The following is a 22893-nucleotide window of genomic DNA, read 5'->3' as shown; positions in this document are numbered from 1 at the left end:
CAGCCGGCGGGGATCACCGTCCGTCATAGAGACCTTCACATATGCGGCGGCCGACCGTGGCCGCCTTCCCAGGCCGTTCGTCATGTCGGTCGAGGGAGAGGGGATGACCTCTGCCGCTCGCGCCGGGGGCCGTGCCATCCACGTGTCAGTAGCCCGAGCCGTCCACGGTCACGAGCGGGCACGAATGGCCTACACGTTCTGTCTGTGACCTCGCCCACCAGGCCCGTCGAGGTCGTGATCTTCGTCCTTCCAAACTGGCAGTGCGATTGCGGCGCAGCACTTGCGTTCAGGCAAGGTCGCGGGCCGTCCCGGCCACAGCTGACCGGAACCCAGGCGGAAGGGTCGACGCGACGACGGCCGCCGCCTTTCGTGCGTTGACTCCTTCGGCCACTAAGGTCCCGCCAGGAGCGACTACCCGAAAGCGGTTTCCATAGGTGGGCTCGATATGCGGCACATCGGCGGAGTAGGGGTAACCGGTGCAACGGCTGAAGCGCAGCGTGTTGAGGCTCTGGAACGGGAACAACCCCCCGCAGTACCGGTTGACCTGCGGCCGCTTGGACGGCCGGTCGCACCAGATCCGGCGTGCTCTCAAGAAGCAGACGCCATTCGACCTCGATCGCCGTCCCGCGTTCATGTGCGAGCGCAAGCTCCCTCACGTTCATGAACGGGTAACGCTCCCGAACCTCCGCCAGCGTCGCGCCGCCACACCAGAAGGCCAGCAGCCCCGCTGTCACCTACCCTGCCGGCCGACAAGCGACCGGTCAGGGTGACGGCGTTGGACCATCTGGCGCCTGCCTTTCCCTGTGGTCCAGCAGTCGTCCCAACCCGCACGAGTCATCAGGAAGGCACCGAACGCCCTGACACGTGACCGACGCCAATGAGCACAGCCGGCAAGACGCCGAGGGTAGGACCAGAGGGAACGGTACTCGCCGACACTGGCCGACAACGCTGATCAGGCGCCCCCGGCGGGGTCGTCGCCTTGTTCAGTGAGCGTTCCGCCGTGGTCACCACAACCCGTTCACGTTGAGCGGGCGCGAAACAGGACCACCGCCGCGGCTGACAACCTGCATCCCCTCTGATTCAGCCGCACGTGTGCCGCTCGCAACGGGTTGGCGCTGTGCTCGTGCGCCGGTAGATCAGCAGGCTGGCTGTAGGACCTGCTTGACCGCCTTTCGCGGTTGCCCTGCTCACGTGGCGGCCGCTCGTAACCTTCTTATCCGTAGCCTCGGCGGCCTCATCCAAGGTCGTCCAGTTCCGTCCGTTCTTCCTCGTCACCGGCCTATCGCCGGGCTCGCTCGTCCGATCGAGTCCGGTGCTGTAGCTGTCGCTGGTTGCTGTCGGGACGGCCGGTGACCGATGGTCCAGCCTGGTTGGCGGTGGGTCGCCGACGTCTAGGGTCTCCGCGTGGGTGAGTTCTTGGCGGTATCCGCGTTCCAGACCGAGGATGTAGATGGTGTGCTGGCTGCTGCCGGCCGGTTCTTCACGGCCAACGCCTGGCCGGCAGAGCCGGTCCCGGACGCCGAACCCGTGGCCGACGATGACGTGCTGGTGTTCCCGCCTGTGAACGGGTGGATAGTCGTCAACTGGCCGCGATACTTCACCGAACTCGCGACTGCGGAGTCCATCTCGCGTGACCTTGGTGCCCTCGCCAGCACCGTACGCATCCACGATGGGGACTACTGGAGCCATGCGCTGCTGTCTAACGGGGCAACGCTGGACCAGTTCGCGACGATGCCGGACTACTTCACCGACGACCCCGCAGAAGTCGCACGGCTCGCCGCCAAGTACGCCGGCCAGCCGGCCCTGATCGCCGCCACGGTCGGCAGCGCTGTCGAGCAGGTCGCGCCCTACCTCGTGCACGTCAACCTGGAAGATGACGAGGACGAGGACGGCTACTACGTCGCGGAGCCCGAGATGGGTCGGGCGTTCCCTGACGATGAGTTCGAACTCGGCTCCCCGTGGGTGTTCGTCGACTTCTGGCGGCGGATCGGCCCTCGCTATCCCGACGACATCTCGGCATGGGTGCGGCGCCTCCGTTTGGCCGAAGGCTGGATGGACAAACTGCCCGCCGGGGACGCCGAACTGTGACCACAACGACCGATCGGATGACTGTCAGACCCGAAAATCCAATGGTGAGTGGGCAGGCGGCAGCACCCGGCGCAGCGCAGCGGAGCCGGGTGTGGGTGGCTTGGTCACGCGGCTTCGGGTTCGGGTTCGGGTTCGGCGATGATGGCCTTGCCGTCGCGGATGGTGATCTTTTGGCCGGTGACGGCCTGGAGTTGGGTGGCGGGGTTTCGGGCCCTGCGCTGTTTGTCGATACGCGTGTCGAAGTGGTCGGCGCCGAGGTCGCGGAACCGGACGGCAGGGTCGGACAGCAGGTGGTAGACGATGACGAGGACCGCGTTGCCGGTGGCCACGGTCGCCTTCTGTTTGCCGCGGCGTTTGGCGATGCGTCGGTGCCGTGCGCCGAGGAAGCTGTCGGTGCGGCAGGCGCTGCCGGCGATGTTGCCCAGGGTGGCGGCCAGCCACGGGCTGCCTTTTGCTCGGCCCTTGTTCTTCTTAATCCCGGCGGGCTCGTGGGTCTGTGGGCAGAACTTGGCCCAGGACACCAGGTGCGCGTCGGACGGGAAGCGGGTCATGTCCACGCCGACGTCGGCGATCAGTTCCTGCGCGGCGGTGGGGCCGACTGCGGTGATCTCACTCAGCTGCGCCACCTGACGGGCGAAAGGGGCGACCGCCTCGGCGATCGTGGTGTCCAGGGCGGTGATCTGGGCGGTGAGCCGGTCGATGTTGTCCAGCATCATCGCCAGGATGGCGCCGTGGTGATCGGTGAAGAACCCCCTCAGCGCCTCCTGCGGCTGTGCAATCTCGACACGCAGCCGGCCCCTGGCCATCTGGGCGAGGACCGTCGGGTCGCGCTGTCCGTCGATGAGCGCGTGAAGTATCAGCCGCCCGGATACCACGAACACGTCGCTCACCACAGACGTGATCTTGATTTGGGCGTCTTCGAGCAGTTTCTCCACCCGCTGCATCTCCCGGGTACGGTCGCGGATGAGCGAACGCCGGTAGCGGGTCAGGTTGCGCAGCTCACGGATGGGTTTGGGGTGCACCAGCGACGGCCCGGCACATGCCCCGCTCGACGACCTTGGCCAACCACACCGCGTCGGCCTTGTCGGTCTTGGCCCGCCCCGGTACGTTCTTGACCTCGCGGGCGTTGACCAGCCAGCACTCGAAGCCCTCGGCCTCGAGCAGATAGTAGACGCCCTTCCAGTAGTCGCTGGTTGACTCCATGACGACCCGGGTGACGCCCCAACGGCGCAACCAGCCGGCCATCTGCAGCAGCGCCGAGGTGGTGGTGGCAAAGCCGCGTACCTCCTGCATACGCCGACCCGGCCTGGACTCGTGCGGCACCCGCACGCACGCCTCCAACACCGCTTTACCCAGGTCGAGTGCGGCCACCCGCTCGACGTGTAACTCCTGCTCGTCGACCTCTTCCATGACGGTCTCCCGTGAGGGGTTGGGACAGGGAAAGGCCGCCCGCGGGAGCCGGCGGAGAAGATGAAGAGTCGGACCCTCGTGCTCGTAGCAACAATGCGCAGCCCCTCAAAGCGGCTCCCAGCGTCAAACAGCTTGACGGCCTCACCTGCGCCATGAAGTCACCGACGTCGGCGGGCGACCATCCCGGATTTTCCCGCATGCGCGGCGCCCCGAAGGGACCCGAAAACAGCTTGGGAGTTGTCGATGTCTGGCTGCCTGCTGGGCTGGCGGCCTGGTCTTGGCGGTCCTTCGTGGCCTCGGCTGACCCCTGCTGTCCTGGCGCATGCGCGGGCGGCTGAGCCGGCCTGGCGCCAGCCCTGGCCCCCGCGCCAGGCCCGGCCGCCTCACCGCCGAGGTAAACCGGCGATGATGCGGCGGGCCAGGTTCTTACTGGCCAAAGCGGGCGCGGATGTCGTATGGGTGGGACGCCCGCTGCCAGATCACCGAGAAGCGACCAGTCGGGCTGGAGTCGACCCGCACGACGCGACCATTGGTCGACAGCCGCTCGGCCGCGCCGAAGACGCCGTCCCGGGCAACCGTGCGGGCGTGCACCTCCTTGGCGGCGTACGGGGGACCGGGCGAGTGCCACGCGGCAAGCCCGTTGCCGTCGTCGTCCACCGTGACTGCGGGACGGTCGCCGACGCCGAGGTTGGTGATCGTGCCGAGCGTGCCGCTGCGGGAGATCCGGCGACCGTACACCTCGGTTGTGGTGCTGCTGGTCCGCCGGCTCCACACCAGCACGGAGTCGCCGTCGAGGTCCGTGGCGAGAGCAGAGTAGAAGGTCACGTCGTGCGTGGACGGCGTGGCGTAGATGACGTCACTCAGCGTGCCGGCGCGGCTGTACAGCCGGACCCGGACGCGTGGCAGCTCGCTGGTGTGCGACCGCCGGTAGCTGATGACCGCGTCGCCGTCCCGGTCGAGGTTGGCCGAGACGCGGCCGTACCCGACGCCGGTGACCGGGGAGGCGATGGTCCGGGGGGAGGACACGGAGTCCTGCTGGACCCGCGTCGCGACGACCCGCTGGTAGCCCTCCGTCCACACGACGAGGGCGCTTCCTTCGCGGTCGATGGCGACCGCGGGCTTCTCGCCGGAACCGGAACCCAGGGTCAACTCCGGGCCGAGCGAGCTGTCCGTGTTGAAGTAGCGGGCCTTCGTGGTGTACGCGCCGTCCCGGGTCTCCGTCCAGGTGACCAGCGCACGACCGGTCGGCTCCACCGCGACCGAGGGGTTGATGGCGCTCCAGGTCGCGATGGTCTGGAGCGTGCCCAGCGAGCCGGTGGCCGACACCCGGCGACCCACCACCAAACCGTCCTGCTCCCAGACCACGGCGGAGTCACCGTCGTCGTCAGAGGCGGCGTCGGGCCAGGACGACGAGCTGCCGAGCGGCGAGAGCGTCTTGATCGAGTCCATCGAGCCGTTGGCCGGCACGATCCGGGCCTGCACCTGGTGCAAGCAGTACGTCGAGTTCAAGTCGCAGGCCGCCCAGACCAGCAGGGCGTCGCCCTGCCGATCGGTTGAGACCGTGGGCGAGTCCTGCCCCATCCAACCAGTGGCGGACACGCCGTAGATCGAGGTCCAGGACGCGGCCTGAGCGGGAGACGCGACGGTGAGCAACGAGATGGTGAGTGCGCCAGTCATCGCAGCTGCGACAATCCGGGTCAGCCGCCCCGTTCCAAGCCTGGTTCCACCCTGCATGGCCACCCTCTCAGATTGATGATCTCTAGTATGATTTAGGCGCATCATGCCATTCAACGCCTGTGACCGCTCGCCCCTGCGGTCACCAGCAGCAGGCCAGGGTCCCGCCGGGCGGCGTTCCGGACTGGATCGGGCGGCGGTCAGTCCCGGTGGGCCGATGCTGTCGGCGGGCGTCGGTGGCTGGCGTTGACCTGCTCACCCTTGTCGTCTCGCGTCTGCCTATGACCGGGCCAGTCGGCCGGCTTGTCTGTACGGATGGCTGTACCGCCAAAGCCTGGAGTGAGGTCGCTCAGCGGCCGGGGGTGGATAAACGGGATCGAGGAGCAGGCCCTGCCGGCGGTAGTTGGCACCGACTCCCAGGAATTCTTGGCACTGAAGGCCTCCGCGTGCCGGCCGGGCACTATGTATGACAACCCCGCCGTGACGCTAGGGCGGTGTCTGACAAGCCTGCCGTTGTCAGACGTCGCCAACCTGACGGCGGCACTGGTGTCTGTCACGGCGGCAACCCGGCGCCGAACCGCGATCTGACAGCGGCACCGCCGAATGACACGACGTCGCGGCGCTGTCATAGACGACGTTGCCTGACCGCGCCAGACCTGACACGCGGGCCCTGGCGCGACGCCGCGCCCGTCTGACGGTGCGGTTCACGCACCAATGTCATCGACGCCCGTCGTTGCGTCGGGCGGGGGTGCCCGTCACCCTCCGCCACGATGAACGGCCACGACGACCCTGGGGCGCCGGTCTGATCGCATCGCCCCGCCTGCGGCGGGGCCGGCACGGTGGTGCTGTCAGACCTCTGTCAGGCCGAGGGGTGTCCGCCAGAGCTGACAAATGCCGGTTTGAGGGGTGCCAGCGCATCACGGCGCGGCGCGGAGCCCATATCCAGATGAGCGAGCACACGCCGCAGTCCGCTCATCGGCAGTGAGCGGACGCTTGGTGGGGGACGTTCATAGTCGGCACCACGGTGGGTCCGAGCGATTCCGGAGTGAGTGCTCCGTGGTTCTCCGGTGGCGGCGCATACGATAGGTAGGCGGGACGGAACGTCGTTGATCTTCGATGATGTGCGCGGTGTGTGCTCTCCAGCGGATGCCACCCCGGGTCAACCGGTGCCAGCGCGGGTCACCGTGGCGGAACGCCCGTGGCAACCCCGGGTTCGTGTGCTCCGGTTGTGGTCCTGGGCTGGGAGAACAGGGGGCCGGGTGACGTGGGTGAACGTAGGCCACTCCCTGCCACCCCAGGTGAACCCCCAGGTCGCTAGACTAGGCCCTCGCGCCCTCGTAGCTCAGGGAATAGAGCATCGGTTTCCTAAAACGGTGCTGGTCGATTGGTGATGCCTGCGTGACGTGCGATTCAGGCATCACCGCCGCCTTCTACCGCTCGCATCAGCGCGGACTCTGATCGGTCGGTCGCCCATCCGGGAGTGCGGGTGGAGCTACCGATGCGGTCAGTAGTCGTGTGTCGGCCGGAAGGCGAAGCCGGTGTTGTTCCGGTAGGTGTGGTGACTGACCGAGGACCCGGACCATCGACGCCGATCAGGCTGACCCGACGCTACCACCAGGAGAGAGCGCTCTTGGCTGTACCTCTGTTACGTCGACACGCCGCTCAGTCACATAGATGATTATCACATGCGCCGGTTTGGGCGGCATGCCTTGTTGTAGCCCAAGGACCCACTTAGCCTGAGCGCGCTCGAGGTCCAACGGGGGAGCGGCGAGATGCAACTGGAGATTCGACTGCTGGGCGCAGTGGAGCTGTTCGTCGATGGCCAGGTCGTCACGCCCGGCTCAGGCAAGCGAAGGGCCGTGCTCGCCGGGCTCGCGCTGGAGCCGAATCGGCCGGTCTCTCTGCAGCGGCTGGCAGAGATGGCCTGGTCTGATTCACCACCGGCATCCGCAGTGGCGAACCTCCGTTCCCACGCCGCTGAGCTCCGTCGCACACTGGGTGACCGCCTGATCGCCCGGCTCAACGCTTATGAGCTGCGGATGGCACCTCACGAGTTGGACGCCAGCGAGTTTCAGCGATTGGCGGGAGAGGGCCGCAGGCTGCTGGCGACGCAGGAGGCAGCCAGCGCCATTCCCGCGCTTACCGATGCGCTGGCGTACTGGCGGGGCCCCGCCGGTGGTGGTATTCCCCGCGGTACCGCCCTCGACAACCGCTGGGCCAGCTTGGACGAGCAACGGCTCCAGGTGTTCGAAGAGCTGACCGAGGCGCGGTTGGCCGCAGGGCGACACAGCGACGTACTGGCGGGATTGCGGCAGCATCTGGCCGCCCACCCGTTGCGGGAACGGGCGTGGGAGCACCTGATGCTCGCCCTGTACCGCTGTGGGGATCTACCAGCCGCTCTCGCCGCCTACCAGGATGCACGCGCCGCCCTCAGCGAGCAGCTCGGTGTGGAGCCTGGTGGGGAGCTTGCCGATCTGCACCGGCAGATGCTCGAGCGGGCACCCCAACTTTCCCGCACCCTGCCGAGAACCGAGGTCACGATGGCGGTGGCGGCGCCGCCGCGGCCATCCGGGACCATTGCCTGGGCTGTGCCCCGCGAGCTGCCGCCAGATCTGGCCGCCTTCGTCGTACGTACTGAGGAAACCGCGGCGGTTGTCGAGACCGTGACCGTGGCGACCCCTGCCGCCGCGGTCATAACCGGCCCTCCCGGCAGCGGCAAGACGGCGACGGCCGTACGCGCCGCCCACATGGTGGGCCGCGATTTCCCCGACGGACAGGTCTTCATTGACCTCGGGTACCGGGTCGGGGCGACGTCGGAGGAGGTGTTGGCACGAGCCCTGCGCGCGTTGGGGGTCGCGCCATCGGACGTGCCGGACGGAACGGACGAGCGCGTGGGCTGGTGGCGCTCGCTCGTCGCCGGCCGCCGGTTGCTCCTCGTCATGGACGGGGTTACCCGGTCAGCCCAGGTGCGGCCGCTGCTGCCCGCCGGCCCTGGCCCAGCGCTCATCGTCGTCGGCCAGCGCCAACTGGGCGGCCTGGATGGCGTGCGAAGGGTGGGGCTCGCACCGCTGACTGCCGCCGGGGCCCGTGGCCTGCTGGCCACTCTCGCCGGAGGTGAGCGACTGGCGGCGGATCCCCACGCCACAAAAGACCTCGTGCGGCTCTGCGCCGGTTCGGTGCTGGCACTGCGGATCGCTGGCTCGCGGTTGGCGCGGTGGCCCCAGATGCCCGTCGCAGCACTGGTTGACCAACTCGGCGACGGTCGAGACCGGCTCGACCTGCTGGCATGCGAGGACCTGTCGGTACGGGCGAGCTTGGCGAAGGGCGTCGCGGCGATCTGCGGCGACAGCGAGGTGGCCAATCAGCTTTTCAAGCGGCTGGCGGAGTCTCCCGATACCCCGGCATTGGTGGACGCGCTTGCCCGTCAGCTCGGCGTCTCCACTGTGCAAGTGCGGCGAGCCGTCGACGATCTGATCGACGCGCATCTGGTACATCGCGACGGGGCCGGCCGCTACCGGCTGCCGGCGCTGGTCAGGGACTACGCCGCTGAACTGGCCGCGGCGCCTTCTGGGCCGGTGTCCCTTCTGCACAGGAACAACGACCCTTTCAGGTTGCGGCCAGAATCGGCGTGAAACGTCCTACGACACCTATATCCTGGCCCATTTTCCAGCAGGCACCTCGGCCCGGCCAGCAGGACCTGAAGCGGGCCGCAGCGTGCGTTTTCGTCGGCCGCCGTGGGCGGCCCGGGCGGTGCGGCTTGCCACCGGGCAGGCGCCGGCGTCTGAGGGACCGGTAGCCTCCGGGTCGCCCTGCATTTCGGCGCCTCATGGCGGCCCGTCTTCGGAAGCTGTCCTACTTGTTGGAGTGGCAATACGTCGGCCATATCCCTCGCCAAGTCTTCATTGCTGATTTCGTCGGCGGATTTCCATGTGGTTCTCGGCCTGTTCATTCGCCTGGGGCCCGCCGCTCTGAGGGAAAGGACCAGGAGAGACCACGGCGGCGGTGCCCGGGCCGGGACCTCGGACACCGCCGCACGTTTCGTCTTGTGGTTGGAGCGCTGACAGTGGGCGCGGGTGTTTTGCGCGAGGACTACCCGCATGTCATCCCTGTGAGCGCTGGCTCATCGACCGTGGCTGCCCCTGCCTCCTGCTGCAACCACAGTGGCTCCCGCGGTTTGCTGGATCCAGTCGGCGATGCGGTCTACCCGTGACGTCGTCTCCTCGCGGGAGTGCGGGCAGGACGGCCCGTCGGATTCCACCGAGACGAGTGTCTGAGTTCCGTCCGCGTTTTCCGTGAAGTACGGGGCACCGGAGTCCCAGAGGCAGGCGCTGGTGTCGGGTGCCGGGGCGTAGCCGACCACCATGACCGACGTTCCGGCGACCCGGGTGATCTTGAACTGGCCGGTCTGGAGGTGGGTGGCTGGCGTGGGGTTGACGGAGCTGGTGGCGCCCCAGCCGGTCATCCGCAGGACTGCGCCGGTCTGCGGCGAACTGGAACTGACTGGGAGTGGCGCGATGTCCGTGATCGGTGTGGCGAGTTTGGCCAGCGCCACGTCGTGTCGGGAGGCCTGCCGCACCTCGGTGACGTCAACGACGTAGCCGGTGGTGGCGGTCATGTCCGTGCGGCCGACGGTCGCGGTCGTCGAGTACGGCACGGGTCCGCTGACCCGGTTGCCGGAGGTGTCGTGGAAGCAGTGGCCGGCGGTGATGATCCACTGCGGGGCGACGAGGGCGCCGGAGCAGGCACTGTCGTAGACGGTGCCGTCGGCGCGCGGGATGTTGGTCATGGTGAGCTTGGTGGAGAACTGGTATTCACCGTCGGCGACGGGAGTGCCGTTGGCGATGGCGTGTGCCACGCCCGGCGCAGCCAGCACGGTGGACAGTCCTAGTGCTGCAAAGGCCCAGCTCATGCGGCGGAGGCGGGCCCTGCCCCGTGAAGAAATCATTCGGCGAACCTAGCATGGCTGAAACTCGTGGCAGGTACCTGAGTCGATATCTTTTGTGTCGCCACGAAGGTATGAAGGAATATTCCGATCTATATAGGTCGTGGTCATAGTCTCCCACTCTACGTGTCCGCCTTGGCTCGGAGGGTGACGGATGAGACAGAGACTACGAGGGCCACTGATCGTGGCCCTGGTGCTGGCCCTGGTGGCCACGCTCGGCGGAATGGAAACGCTCCGCCAGTACCAACCGGACCCGGCGGCCAGCGCCTCGGCCGGTGACGACGACACCCTGACCCGGCTCGGCAAGGCCGCCCGCGGCCTGGTCGGCGGCGGGGCCGCGAAAGCCCCGGCGGAGGCGGTCCGCGCCGGCCTGTACGTGGAGCAGAAGCTCCCGGCCGGCGTGCGGAAGAAGCCTGCCAAGCGGGTGAAGGAGCTGACCGGTCGCCGGTCGGCGACCACCCGGGTGTACAAGATGTCGGACGGCCGCCTGCAGGCGGAGGTCTCGGCGACGCCGCAGTTCTACCAGGACGCCAAGGGCACCTGGAAGCCGATCGACACGACGGTCTCGCCCTCGAAGGCCGGCGGGTTCGCGGCGGCGAACACCACCAACACCTTCACCAGCCGCTTCGGTGATTCAACCACCGCGCTGACCCGGTTCGAGCTCGACGGCCAGCAGGTCACCCTCGGCCTGGCCGGCGCGCCGCGCGCGCTCAAGCCGGTACTGAACGGCCACACCGTCACCTACCCCGGCATCGCCGACGGCATGGACCTGGCGTACGACGTGACCGCCACCTCGCTCAAGGAGCGGCTGGTGCTGCGCGCCCCGTCCGCCGCCGCGGCGCTGACGTTCACCCTCGACGCCGGCAAGCTGAAGGTCGCGCAGGGCAAGGACGGTTCGATCGAGTTCCGGTCGCCGTCGGACAACCGGCTGCTGCTGGCGATGCCGGCGCCGTTCATGTACGACGCCAAGGCCGACAAGTCCTCGCCGTACGGCTTCGCCTACAGCACGAAGGTGACGCAGACCCTGCGGGCCGACGGCGGCCGGTGGGCGATCGACGTGGCGGCCGACAAGGGTTGGCTGGCCGATCCGAACCGGGTGTACCCGGTAACTGTCGACCCAACCATCAAGGTCCAGCCGGACAACCAAGCCGGGGCGCAGGACGCGATGGTGGTATCCGATGGCCCGAGCTCCAACTACGGCACCGGCTGGCACCTGTCGGTCGGCACCACCAACTTCGGGGCGGCGCGCGGCCTGGTCAAGTTCGACCTGAACTCGATCCCGGCGAACACGACGATCGATTCCGCCTCGCTGCAGATGTACTACGACACCACCCACACCACGGACGCGTACGACGTGCCGCTCGAGGTCCGCGAGGTCACCACGGCGTGGGACGAGTCCACGGTCAACTGGACCCAGGTCAAGGACGCCATGGGCTCCGGCGCGGCGACCGTGGAGATGGTCGACGACACCGACACCGGCAAGGTCGCGGCGAAGGGCGCCTGGCCGGTCTCGGACAACGCCACCCTGAGCAAGCAAGCCGTCAAGCTGACCTACCTGTACAACAGGGACGACATCGCCGGGGACACCTACACGTGGGTGCCGACGGTGCCGGAGGACGGCACGTACACGGTGGAGGCCCACTACCTTCCGGCCAATGACCGGACCGACAAGGCGCAGTACACCGTCACCCACGACGCTGGCGTCGCCACCCCCAATCCGGTCAACCAGAAGCTGCCGGCCAACGCCGACTGGGCCAGCCTCGGCCAGTACCCGTTCAAGGCCGGCACCACCGGCCGGGTCATGCTCAGCGACGCCAACACCAACAGCACCACCCCGGTGATCGCCGACGCGGTGCGGCTGACCAAGTCCGGCGGCCTGATGCGGGCCAAGGAAGCCAATGTCTGGCACACCTTCGCGGCGACCAACCTGGTGCAGAAGTGGGTCAACTCGGGCGGCAACAACGGCTTCATGGTCAAGGCGGTCGACGAGGCCCGGCTCGGCCACGGTGGTCCCCGCTACCAGGCGGCGGAGAACGCCTACGGCGGTGAGACCGAGAACGCCCCGAAGCTGGTCATCAACTACGGCAACCCCGGCGTGGTCGTCGACACCCCGCGTACCCTCTACCCGACGGGCGCCGCGCTGCGCTGGTCGGCGTACGGCGGCGCGGACATCGCCGAGTACCAGGTGCACCGCTCGACCACCCCGAACTTCACCCCGACCGCGGCCACCCTGGTCGCCCCGGTGAGTAAGGCGGTCACGTCGTTCACCGACACCACCGCCACGCCCACCGCGGCCAGCTCCACCGACCCGTACGGGCAGACCTACTACTACCAGGTGGCGGTCAAGACCACTGGTGGAGCTGTCGTCCCGTCCACCGCGGTGACGGCCAAGCTGCCGAAATCCGGGCAGGTGGTGCAGACCCTCCAAGCCGCCGCCGACGTGACCCTCTCGTCCCACCCCGACAAGCAGACCACCAACCTCAACACCTTGAATGGCAAGACGCAGCTGATGGCGGGCAACAACTCCGTCGATTACAACTCCGCCAGGTCGCTGCTGCGCTTCGACACGTCGTCCATCCCGGCGAACGCGAAGGTGCTGTCCGGTTCCCTGAGCCTGTGGGGCTTCAGCACCGTCATCGGCACCTCGCAGCAGTCCACCTACTCCGTGCACACCCTCAACAAGGCGTTCGACCCGACGGCCGCGACCTGGGTGAAGGCCACCAGTACCACCAACTGGACCACCGCCGGCGGTGACTACTCCGCCACGCCCGCCAGCTCGCTGGCCAACTTCGGGGTGGACGACGCGCCGCAGTGGCGGCGCTGGGCGGTCAAGGACGCCGCCCAGAACTGGATCACCAACCCGACCACCAACAACGGCTTCCTGATCAAGTACACCGACGAGCCAGGCCGGCTCAAGGGCCACAGCCTCTTCACCTCCAGCGAGGGCACCGAGGCGCTACGCCCGCAGCTACAGGTCGTCTACACCCAGCCCGACGCGGTCCAGACCTACTACGCGCCGACCACCCCGTCGGTGATGACCTCCAACGGCACCTACAGCATCCCTGTCACCCTCTCCAACCCGACGGCCACCAAGTGGCTCAAGAGCGAGTGGGCGCTGACGTACAGCTGGGCCCTGCCCAACGGCGACGCGGTCCCGACGGCCGGCACCTCGCTGCAGACGGCGCTGCCCGTCGACGTGGTGCCGATCGGCGACGCCGGCGTCAGCAGCGTGGACGTCACCGCGCAGGTCAAGGCCCCGGCGACGAGCGCCGACGGCAACCGGCGCAACAACTACACCCTCAACTGGGAACTGAAGAAGACCGACGGCACCAAGCTGACCGGGATCGCGCCGCTGCCGCAGGACATCGCGGTGGAGGAGCCCACCTCCGACCAGCTCGGCCTGGAGAAGTTCTACTCCTACGCGGGCAAGAACACCGGCGCCGGCGGCACGTTGATGAACAACCTGTTCGCCGGCAACACCGTCTGGTCGTACAACGCGTTCAACAACCCCTCCCGGGGCCTGTCAACCTTCGTCCGAATGTCCTACAACTCGCTGGACACCTCCGACTCGGTGGCCGGTCTCGGCTGGTCGCTGCAGGCGTCATCGATGATGCGCCTGGGCACCCCCCTCGATTTCCACCCGAATCCGAACCCGACCAAGGTCACGCTGACCGACGGTGACGGCACCGCCCACCGGTTCACCCGCAACGACCAGACGGGCGAGTGGATCAGCCCGAAGGGTGTCCACCTCTACCTGCAGAAGGTCACCAGCCTGGACTGCAAGCCCAACACTCAGGAGCGCCGGGCCTGGCTGCTGACCAAGCCGGACCGCACCCGGTTCTACTACGACTGCGAGGGCTTCCTCACCAGCGTGGTCGACAACAATGAGAACGAGATGGTGTTCACCTACGAGGAGCGGAGGTCGAACAACAAGCCGACCAAGTTCCTCCGGTACATCACCGACCCGGCCGGTCGCACCACGTTGACCCTGGACTACTACGCCAAGGGCCAGGACTACGACTACATCGACGACACGGACTGGAACCGGAAGTCCGCGACCAACCTGACCAACCCGAAGATCATCGACCACGTCTCACAGATCACTGACATCTCCGGGCGGAAGATCACCTTCTTCTACACCGACAAGGGCCTGCTCGGCGAGATGGTCGACGGCGAGGGCTCCAGCGGCACCATGGGCACGCCGAAGAAGTTCCAGTTCGACTACGACGCCACACAGGGCAACAAGAACGTCAAGCTGGTCAAGGTCACCGACCCACGGAACAACGCCACCGAGCTGGAGTACAACTACCCGCAGACCGGCGACGACCCGAAGTGGCACTGGAAGACCAAGTGGTACAAGGACCGGACGCTCAACCTGACCCAATTCGCGTACCGGGATCCCGATGCCACGGACAACATCGAGACCACGGTCACTGACGCGGAGCAGCACAAGACCATCTACCTGATGGACGCCCTCGGCCGGCCGAAGGAGACGACCAACGCCAAGCTCCAGAAAACCAAGCTGCAGTGGGACGGTGACCACAACGTCGAGCGCCTCGAGGAAGCCAACAACGCGGTCTCGACCTGGCAGTACGACGCCAAAACCGGCTACCCCACCGAGATCAAGGACGCCGAGGCGGTCGCCAACGGCACGCCGGGGACGGAGCTTAAGTACCAGAGCCAGCTCAACGGCTACGTCGCCGATCTGGTTGAGAAGCTCAGCCCGGAGCGGCGGAAGTGGACCTTCGGCTACGAGACTGACGGTGACCTGTCCTGGGTCGTCGACCCGAAGGGCAACACGACGTCAGACCCGGATGACTACAAGACGTGGTACACCTACGACGCCTGGGGTCAGCTCGAGACGGTCAAGGACGCCAACGACAACGTCACGGCCAACAGCCGCTTCGACCCGAGCGGTTACCCGCAGACCATCAGGGACGCGGAGACCCGGGCCACCGAGTTCGTCTACGACGAGCGCGGCAATGTTCTGAAGGTCACCGACGCGCTGGACCACGACACCACCCAAACGTACGACACCTTCGGTCGGCCGCTGGTGAGCAGCGTGGCCAAGAACCAGGCCGCCAACGAGTGGATCAGCACGCCAGCTCCGTTGTACGACGAGAACGACAACGTCTACGAGTCGTACGCGCCGAACGGTGCTGTGATGAAGGCGTCGTACGACGAGGCCGACCAGATCGAGTACACGCTGGCCCCGGTCGACGAGGCGGGTGACCCGCAGCGGAAGACGTCCTTCACCTACGACAAGGTCGGCAATCTGACGACCACCACTGAGCCGAAGGGCAACCTGACGCCGGAGGTGGACGGCGACTACACCACCACCAACGAATACGACGAGATCTACCAGCTCACCAGCGTCACCAACGCCATGCGCCACAAGATCACCTACGAGTACGACAACGTCGGCAACGTCTCTAAGGTCGTCGACCCGCGCAAGAACGTGACCACGGACACCCTCGACTACACCAGGCGGTACGGGTACGACAAGGCGCACCGGGTCACCAAGGTCACGGACGCGCTGGGCAAGTTCACCAGCGCCACGTACGACCGTGACGGTGTGGTGAGGACCGCGACCGACCAGCTGGGCAACACCACAGAGGTCATCCCCGACCCACGAGGTAAGCCGAAGCAGGCCAAGGTGCCGCACAAGAATGACAACGGCACCATCACCTACCGCATCACCGAGTACGACTACGACGAGGTCGGCAACCAGACCAAGGTGACTAGCCCGCGAGGCACGGTTACGGACGACCCGGAGGACTTCACCACGGTCAAGGTCTACGACAAGCTGAACCGGGTCAAGGAGATCCACACCGCGTACGACACGGCCGATGCCCGCTACACCGCGGCGGACATCACCACCTACGAGTACGACGAGGTGGGGCGGCTCAAAATCCTCTCGGCGCCGCCGTCCGCGGGGGAGTCGACCCGCAACGACACCACGTACACGTACTTTGACAACGGTTGGACGAAGACCAGCAGCGACCCGTGGGACATCGTCACCGCCTACGAGTACAACGAGCTGGGCGCCCAGACCACGCGGACGCTGACGCCGGCCGGGGAGAACCCGTCGAACTCGTCGGCGAACCGGACGATGACCTGGACCTACTACCCCGACGGCAAGCTGGAGTCCCGCGCGGACAACGGCGTGCCGGTCGGCAAGCAGGTGGTGCTGGTCGACAACTCCGACTTCAACAACACCACCGCCACCGGCACCTGGACCCCGGCCACCACGGCCGGCAACAAGTACGGCACCAACTACGCAACCCGGGCCGCAGGGACCGGCGCGAACACCTTCACCTGGCAGTTGAACGTGCCGCAGTCCGGCACGTACGAGGTCTTCGCCCGCTACCCAACGGTCACCGGCGCGGCAACCGACGCCAAGTACACGGTGAGCCACGGCGGCGGCAACACGCCGAAGACGGTCAACCAGACCGCGGGTGCCGGTAGCTGGGTCAGCCTCGGCTCGTACAACTTCACCGAGGGCAACAACCACAAGGTGTCCCTGTCGGACCAGGCCACCGGCACGGTCGTGGCCGACGCGGTCAAGCTGGTCCGGGACAACTCCACCGACGTCGACAACGAGAAGCAGCACTACACCTACCGGTACGACCCCAACGGCAACCTCGAGACCATCACGGACAACCCCAACGGCAACCTCGAGACCAGCACGGACCCGTCGCCGGACACTCGGGTCGACACTTACAAGATCACCTACACCGACCTCAACCAGGTGAAGACGGTCACCGAGAGCAAGTCCGGGACGGTCAAGAACACCACCTCGTTCACCTACAACGAGAACAGCGCTCCGCTGACCACCAAGCACGACAAGCAGTACTCGGCCTACGAGTACGACGAGCGGGACTTCGCCTCGAAGGTCACCAACGGTAAGTCGCCCACCGACACCGACGCGAAGGTCACCACCTTCACGTACACCGACCGGGGCGAAAAGCTGAAGGAGACCAAGGGCAACGGCAACGCCGTCGAGCACACGTACTACCTCGACGGCCTGCTGAACACGCAGGTGGAAAAGAAGCCCAACGGGACTGTGGTGTCGGAGCACACCTACACCTACGACCTCAACGGCAACCGCAGCCGTGACGTGGCGAAGAAGATGAACGCCGACAACCACTCGACGTACCTCAACACCACCAGCGACTACACCTACGACCCCCGCGACCGCCTCACGAGGCTGGTCAAGACGGGTGACGGCGCGGACACGGAGATCTACGTCCACGACGCCAACAACAACGTCATCGACCAGACCGTCAAGGACGTCAGGACGACGTTCAACTACGACCGCAACCGGCTGCTCACGGCGACGGCCGGCGGGGCGACCGCCTCGTACAACTACGACCCGTTCGGGCGGCTGGACACCGTCACCTCCGCCGGCACCGTGATGGAGCGCAACGTCTACGACGGCTTCGACCACATCACCGAAAACCGGAAGAAGAACGGAACCACCACGTCGGTTACCAAGTACACCTTCGACCCGCTGGACCGAACGACCACCAAGACCACGGATGCCGGTGGCACGAAGGAGAAGACCACCACGTTCAACTACCTGGGACTCTCCTCTGAGGTGCTGGATGAGGAGGTAGCCGGCAAGGTGACCAAGTCGTACCAGTACACGCCCTGGGGCAAGCGGCTCTCGCAGGTCACGCATAAGGACGACGGCACCGAGGAAGACGCCTACTACGGCTACAACCCTCACACTGACGTCGAGCAACTGACGGACGACACGGGCGAGACTAAGGCCACCTACGGCTACACGGCGTACGGCAAGAATGACGAGGCCCAGAGCACCGGGATCGACAAGCCCGACGCCGCGGACCCCACCAAAGAGCCGTACAACGCCTACCGATTCAACGCCAAGCGGTGGGACCAGAACTCCGAGTCGTACGACATGGGCTTCCGGGACTACAGCCCCGGCCTAAACCGCTTCCTTACCCGTGACAGCTACAACGGCGCACTCGCCGACATGCACCTCGGGCTCAACCCTTGGAACGGCAACCGGTACGCCTTTGCAGGTGGCAACCCCATCACCGGCGTGGAAATCGATGGGCATGACTTCTGGGAGGCTGTGGAAGATGCCTGGGCCGGGTGGCAAGACGGACTGGGGAACTACTCCACAGACAAGGTAGATGGGGTCAAGCAACTAGTTACCGATCCCGTTGGCACGTTGAAAGCCACGGCAGACGAGGCGAATTACTGGACCACTATGTCCGGTGGGAACTATGGGGTCGGCGGCGGTTGTGCTCTGACTGGAATCTGTCAAGCCATCATGGACTGCTCTACCGGCAACTACTACGACTGCGGATACGGGGCAAGCCAGGCCACGGTGGATGTCGCGATCGGCGCTGGTCTTGCCGCTAATACGGCTGGCGTCGGCGCTATAGCCGGAGTGGCTCTAAGAGGTGCGGCAGCCCTTTCTCGCAGGGGCCCCGACGGTGACGGTGGCAGCAACATTGCGCGGAACAAGGCGGCCGGTGATGCGGCGGCCGATGCCATTGCCAGCCAATACCCTGGTGCCCGGCGAGAGGTCACTCTTCAGGCCACAGGGGGATCCCGTAGACTCGACGTCCTGACGCCAGGTGGATTGGCGATCGAGTCGAAGCTCGGCCGCACGTCGCTCACAAAGGAGACGAGGCGGCAGATTCAAAGGGACATTGAGCTGATGAATGACCCAAACAGTGGTGTGACATCGGTAGAATGGCACTTTACGGAGAGCGACGCCACAGGTCTTGGGGGGCCCACCGGACCACTTCGGCGAGCACTGGAAAGGGCAGGGATTGGTGTGGTGATCAGGTGAGCGTAAACTGGGATGACTACAACCCCTACGAGCCCCCGTACTACGGGCCGCTGGCAGAGCTGTCCCGAGCTGAGGCACGCGAGTCGTTCAATCAGTTAATGTCAGCCAAGTCGGAACGAATTGACATGCTGCGTGCGCTGCTTAAGGCAAACGGTCTTCCCCTCAGCGGTGACGATGACTCGGTACAACGTCTCGCTGAATGGTTGCGGAGCGAGGTCGAAGCGAACCCTGAGCATCCGGAACGACTGCGCAATATTTGGTATGCGGTTGTCAATGATGTAGCGCTGTTCCTCGGCGAGACCCTCATCAATCGTTGCCCAGGTCTCCGCTGGGAGATGTTTACCGCCGGGAGGCGCGACGTTGCCTATCAAAAGCATGTGATCACGGGCTTTCGAAAGGTAGCGAATCCCAAGTACAACCTGGACATCGACCGCCTCGTAGCGACCTACCTCCATCAGGTGATATCAGGAAAGCCAACCGATCCTTCCTACTTCGTGAATGTGCTAGAAGCGGCAGCGGCGAAAGTTTGAATCCAGCGTCCCGGCATCGGATCGCGAGCGGCCCGATGCCGGGACCGGAAAGTGCCGGAGGAGAGGAGATCTGCTCCACCAACCGGATAAGCCCTGTTTATCGTCGCGGCCGTGGCATCGGCACCTTGCTGCTTTGGGCGCGTTCTCCGGGTCACCACCGCCTCTGGGTGTAACCAGCATGAGCGTTGTCCGCTTCTGATAGGCGTGATCTCGTAAGGCATGCCTGCCGCAGCACCGTTCCTCCGCCGCTGGGGACGACTTGAACGTCACCTGGCCCGCCGCGCAGCAGCATGTCCACCCGATCTACGCTGCGGGGTTTCCGAGCTGGCAGCTGGCGGTACGACCGCTCTTCCTGTCTGCACCGACGGCGGCTGGGTACTACTGCGGGACCGCCTCGTCTGTTGCTGTCTGCAATGCAGCCGGTCCCCGCGCTGGTCGTCGCGGGGACCGGTGGTCGGTGGACTGCAGCCGGGGCTGCTCCACCTGCGGGTGGCCGTGGCCAGCAGCCGTGGCGGCGTCCTCGCCGACCACCTCAGCTTCCCTGCCAAGACGTTGGCACGCCGCGGCAGCTCCTGTGGCTGTGGATAATTCTCGCGTCTGTGGATGACGTCCTGATCATGATCCGGCTGTTCTAGCTAGGTCTCGTTACGCCGTAGGGTTCGGCCTATGGGTTGGTTCGGGACGCTGCTGTTGGCAAAGCCGACGACCGCCACGCTTCCCACGCAGCCGGGGGTGCGCGAGGCGTTCGGCTCTTCCTTCGCCACGCCAGGCCCATGGGGCAACAAGGTCGGGCTTTACGACCTGGGCCAGGGTTGGCAGCGAGTGGGCGTCGCGCCGTTCTGCACCGAGCGGTTGCGGTTGTCCGCGGGGGTGGACGGTCTGGTGGCGGCCACGGCGGCTCCAGCTCTGGCGGCATATGTGTCCAACAGCGATTGCGCCCAGCTGGAGGGCCGAACTGCTACGGGCATCAGCTTCTCGCTGCACCTGCCGAACACCAATGAGCCGTGCGGGTACGAGCACGTGGAGGGTAGGCCCGAACCCGTCGACACGCACCTCGCGGTAGACGCGCTGCGTACGTGGGCGGTGGAAGCAGGCCGGACGCCTTCGACGGAGGTCATCACGGCACTTCTCACGTGGGATGACGAAGGCTTCCCGGTAATGGAGGACGCCGTGTTGGGGCTGTTCGCGGGTCTGGGCTTCACACCAGAGGCGGAGATTCTGCCCGTCATCAATCCTGACGATCCGGCGTTCGGAGACTTCGAACGCGTGGTGCGTATGGCCGACGTTAGGGCTTCGGGCGAGCAGTACATGGCGAGCAGAGGTTGGCCGCTTGAGGATGACCTGAAGGCGACCCCGGAGGACCTCGACTACCTGCGCTTCCGCGACCTGCTGTGGAGTTCGGTGTACGGCGGAGGAGCGACCCGTGACGAGCTGGTTGCACAGTACGAGCAGTTGACCGCTCGATGGAAGAAGCAGTGACGGTGGTTCACTCCTGGTAACACGCGGCGGTCGCCGCACCGCGCCGAAGCCGAAGCCGAAGCCGATCATGTCAAGCATCTGGTGGGACGCCACTGTGAAGCATGTCCCGTGACACGACACCGGGGCAGCGCGAACAGTTGCCGAATTCCGCTCTATCAGATCAAGGCGGCCCGCAAAGCGGGCCGCGCCGGCCCGGCCCCGGCTGCTGGCGACCTTCGGCCGGCATCGGCCGGGCCGGCCGGCCACGCTTGGAGACGACAAGACCAGAAGACCTCGGGGTTCCACCCCGAACCCCGGCCCTCCTCAGAGATCGGCCGGGGCGGATCACCTGCCGGGCACCACAGGGGCTACCAGCCTCCCCCGGACGGGGCCAAGGTCGTTCCTTAGGGTTCCTGCGTCTGGATGTTGTTCCGGGCCGCCGGGGCTGGCTGGGTGTGGCTCAAGGTCGTTTGCCGTTGGGTGGCCATAGACGAGCGGCCGCCCAGCCAGTCCAGGGCGCCTTGGCCGCTGATTGGGGAGTGTGGATCTAACGGTGTTTCCGACCTGACCCGCCGGGCTTGGTGCCTGGCGGGGAAGGTGCCGTGATGACCGCGACACCCAATGATGTGACCCCACGGAGGAAGAAGCCTGAGCCGTCGGCGGAGGAGCAGGCCGCCGCCGAGCTGGTCCGGCTGGCCAAGGAACAGGGCTTGTCGCTGACCGGCCCGGACGGGCTGCTCAAGCAGCTGACCAAGACGGTGCTCGAGACCGCGCTGAACGAGGAGATGACCGGGCACCTGGGCTATGAGAAGTACGATCCGGCCGGCGCGGGGTCGGGCAACGTCCGCAACGGCACCCGCTCGAAGACGGTGCTGACCGAGGCGAGTGGTCATGTCGAGATCGACGTGCCGCGTGATCGAGCAGGGATCCCCGTCAATCTCACAGCTGAGTCCCCCCGTAATGATCTCATCGGAGGGCTCAGCGCCATGGAGGTCCGGGGCGTTACTCGGCTGCGCGCTGGCTAAGTGCGTGTTTGAAAAGGTCCGATGTGGATGGCGTGGCGGCATGACATTGGCGTTGGAGACGGGCAGGGTGGCGCGGTGTCTGCGCGTCGTGGTTACCCCTCGGACCTGACCGACGCCCAGTGGGCGCTGATCGAGCCGCTGCTTCCGGAGCCGAACACTGACGGCCGGCGGGAGAAGCACCCGCGGCGGGAGATTGTCAATGCCATCCTGTATGTCGTCCGGTCGGGCTGCCCATGGCGGTACCTGCCGGCGGATCTGCCGCCGTGGCAGACGGTGTACTGGTACTTCGTCCGGTGGGAAGACGCCGGCGTCACCGAGAAGCTTCTGCACACGCTACGGGTCAAGGCGCGGGTGCAGCAGGGCCGTGACCCTGAGCCGTCGGCGGGGATCATCGACTCCCAGAGCGTGAAGGGCGCCGACACCGTCGGTCGGGACAGCCGGGGCTACGACGCCGGGAAGAAGATCAACGGCCGGAAGCGGTTCATCGTCACCGACACGGCTGGCCTGTTGGTCACCGTGACCGTCCTGGCCGCGAGCTGGCAGGACCGCGACGGCGCCAAGGCCGCCCTGCTCGGCGCCTACATGGCTACCCCGATCCGGCACGTCTTCGCCGACCAGGGCTTCGCCGGCCGCCTGGTCGACTGGGCCCGCGACATCCTGCGCACGACGGTCGAGATCGTCCGCAAGCCCGCCGACCAGCGCGGATTCAGCGTGATCTCCCGCCGGTGGGTGGTCGAGCGGACCCTGTCCTGGTTCACCCTCTGCCGCCGACTCGCCCGTGACTACGAACGCCACCCCGAGGTCTCCGAAGCCATCATCCGCTGGGCCGCCATCGCCGGGATGGCCCGGCGGATCACCCGCGGCCAACCCGTCGGGACTGCCCCCGGTTCGGTTGACTCCTGACCTGTGAGGATGCGTTCCTCGCTGGAAGGATGT

11 protein-coding genes and 1 pseudogene are annotated in these 22893 nt (G+C 66.5%); 7 read left to right on the top strand and 5 right to left on the bottom strand.

Annotated features, from left to right (window positions below; translation table 11 throughout):
• Positions 1–286: 286 nt before the first annotated feature.
• Complete coding sequence (locus V6U89_RS30205; RefSeq protein WP_442933947.1) at positions 287–634, bottom strand: DUF6193 family natural product biosynthesis protein; 348 nt, start codon at positions 632–634, stop codon at positions 287–289.
• Positions 635–1404: 770 nt separating this feature from the next.
• Between V6U89_RS30205 and V6U89_RS18800 the strand changes: the two genes are divergently transcribed.
• Positions 1405–2088 (top strand): hypothetical protein, encoded by a 684-nt coding sequence (locus tag V6U89_RS18800; RefSeq protein WP_334572578.1) that lies wholly within the window; start codon positions 1405–1407, stop codon positions 2086–2088.
• Positions 2089–2192: 104 nt separating this feature from the next.
• On the opposite strand, the gene V6U89_RS18795 is transcribed toward V6U89_RS18800, so the two are convergent.
• The 3 genes from V6U89_RS18795 to V6U89_RS18785 all read right to left on the bottom strand — a co-directional run bounded on the left by V6U89_RS18795 (position 2193) and on the right by V6U89_RS18785 (position 5175).
• Positions 2193–3110, bottom strand: a complete 918-nt coding sequence (locus V6U89_RS18795; protein WP_334572577.1) for a transposase — start codon at positions 3108–3110, stop codon at positions 2193–2195.
• Positions 3088–3498 carry an IS110 family transposase gene (locus V6U89_RS18790; protein ID WP_334572576.1) on the bottom strand — a complete coding sequence of 137 codons (411 nt, stop codon included), beginning with the start codon at positions 3496–3498 and terminating at the stop codon, positions 3088–3090. The genes V6U89_RS18795 and V6U89_RS18790 overlap by 23 nt, the downstream gene beginning before the upstream one ends.
• Positions 3499–3924: 426 nt before the next feature.
• The gene (locus V6U89_RS18785; RefSeq protein WP_334572575.1) at positions 3925–5175 is read right to left on the bottom strand and encodes a hypothetical protein; all 1251 of its coding nucleotides are present in this window, start codon (positions 5173–5175) and stop codon (positions 3925–3927) included.
• Between the two features lie 1769 nt (positions 5176–6944).
• On the opposite strand from V6U89_RS18785, the gene V6U89_RS18780 reads away from it, so the two are divergent.
• Positions 6945–8804 (top strand): AfsR/SARP family transcriptional regulator, encoded by a 1860-nt coding sequence (locus tag V6U89_RS18780; protein WP_334572574.1) that lies wholly within the window; start codon positions 6945–6947, stop codon positions 8802–8804.
• 488 nt (positions 8805–9292) lie between these two features.
• Here V6U89_RS18780 and V6U89_RS18775 read toward each other — a convergent pair whose 3' ends face one another.
• Positions 9293–10081, bottom strand: a complete 789-nt coding sequence (locus tag V6U89_RS18775; RefSeq protein ID WP_334572573.1) for a S1 family peptidase — start codon at positions 10079–10081, stop codon at positions 9293–9295.
• A gap of 187 nt (positions 10082–10268) precedes the next feature.
• Between V6U89_RS18775 and V6U89_RS18770 the strand changes: the two genes are divergently transcribed.
• From V6U89_RS18770 to V6U89_RS18750, 5 genes and pseudogenes are all read left to right on the top strand, one after another.
• Complete coding sequence (locus tag V6U89_RS18770) at positions 10269–18944, top strand: golvesin C-terminal-like domain-containing protein (protein ID WP_334572572.1); 8676 nt, start codon at positions 10269–10271, stop codon at positions 18942–18944.
• Complete coding sequence (locus V6U89_RS18765) at positions 18941–19474, top strand: hypothetical protein (RefSeq protein WP_334572571.1); 534 nt, start codon at positions 18941–18943, stop codon at positions 19472–19474. Before V6U89_RS18770 ends, V6U89_RS18765 begins: the two co-directional genes overlap by 4 nt.
• A gap of 666 nt (positions 19475–20140) precedes the next feature.
• Positions 20141–20953 (top strand): hypothetical protein, encoded by an 813-nt coding sequence (locus V6U89_RS18760; protein ID WP_334572570.1) that lies wholly within the window; start codon positions 20141–20143, stop codon positions 20951–20953.
• A 584-nt stretch (positions 20954–21537) separates the two neighbouring features.
• Positions 21538–21858, top strand: a pseudogene (locus V6U89_RS18755) (transposase); the annotation flags it as partial.
• A 174-nt stretch (positions 21859–22032) separates the two neighbouring features.
• Positions 22033–22860: an IS5 family transposase gene (locus V6U89_RS18750; protein ID WP_334572569.1), complete on the top strand. Its 828-nt coding sequence runs from the start codon at positions 22033–22035 to the stop codon at positions 22858–22860.
• Positions 22861–22893 lie beyond the last annotated feature (33 nt).

Source organism: Micromonospora sp. CPCC 206171, assembly GCF_036906755.1.
GTDB lineage: Bacteria > Actinomycetota > Actinomycetes > Mycobacteriales > Micromonosporaceae > Micromonospora > Micromonospora purpureochromogenes.
The sequence above is the reverse complement of the archived record's forward strand: the minus strand, read 5'-3'. Positions and strand labels throughout refer to the sequence as shown.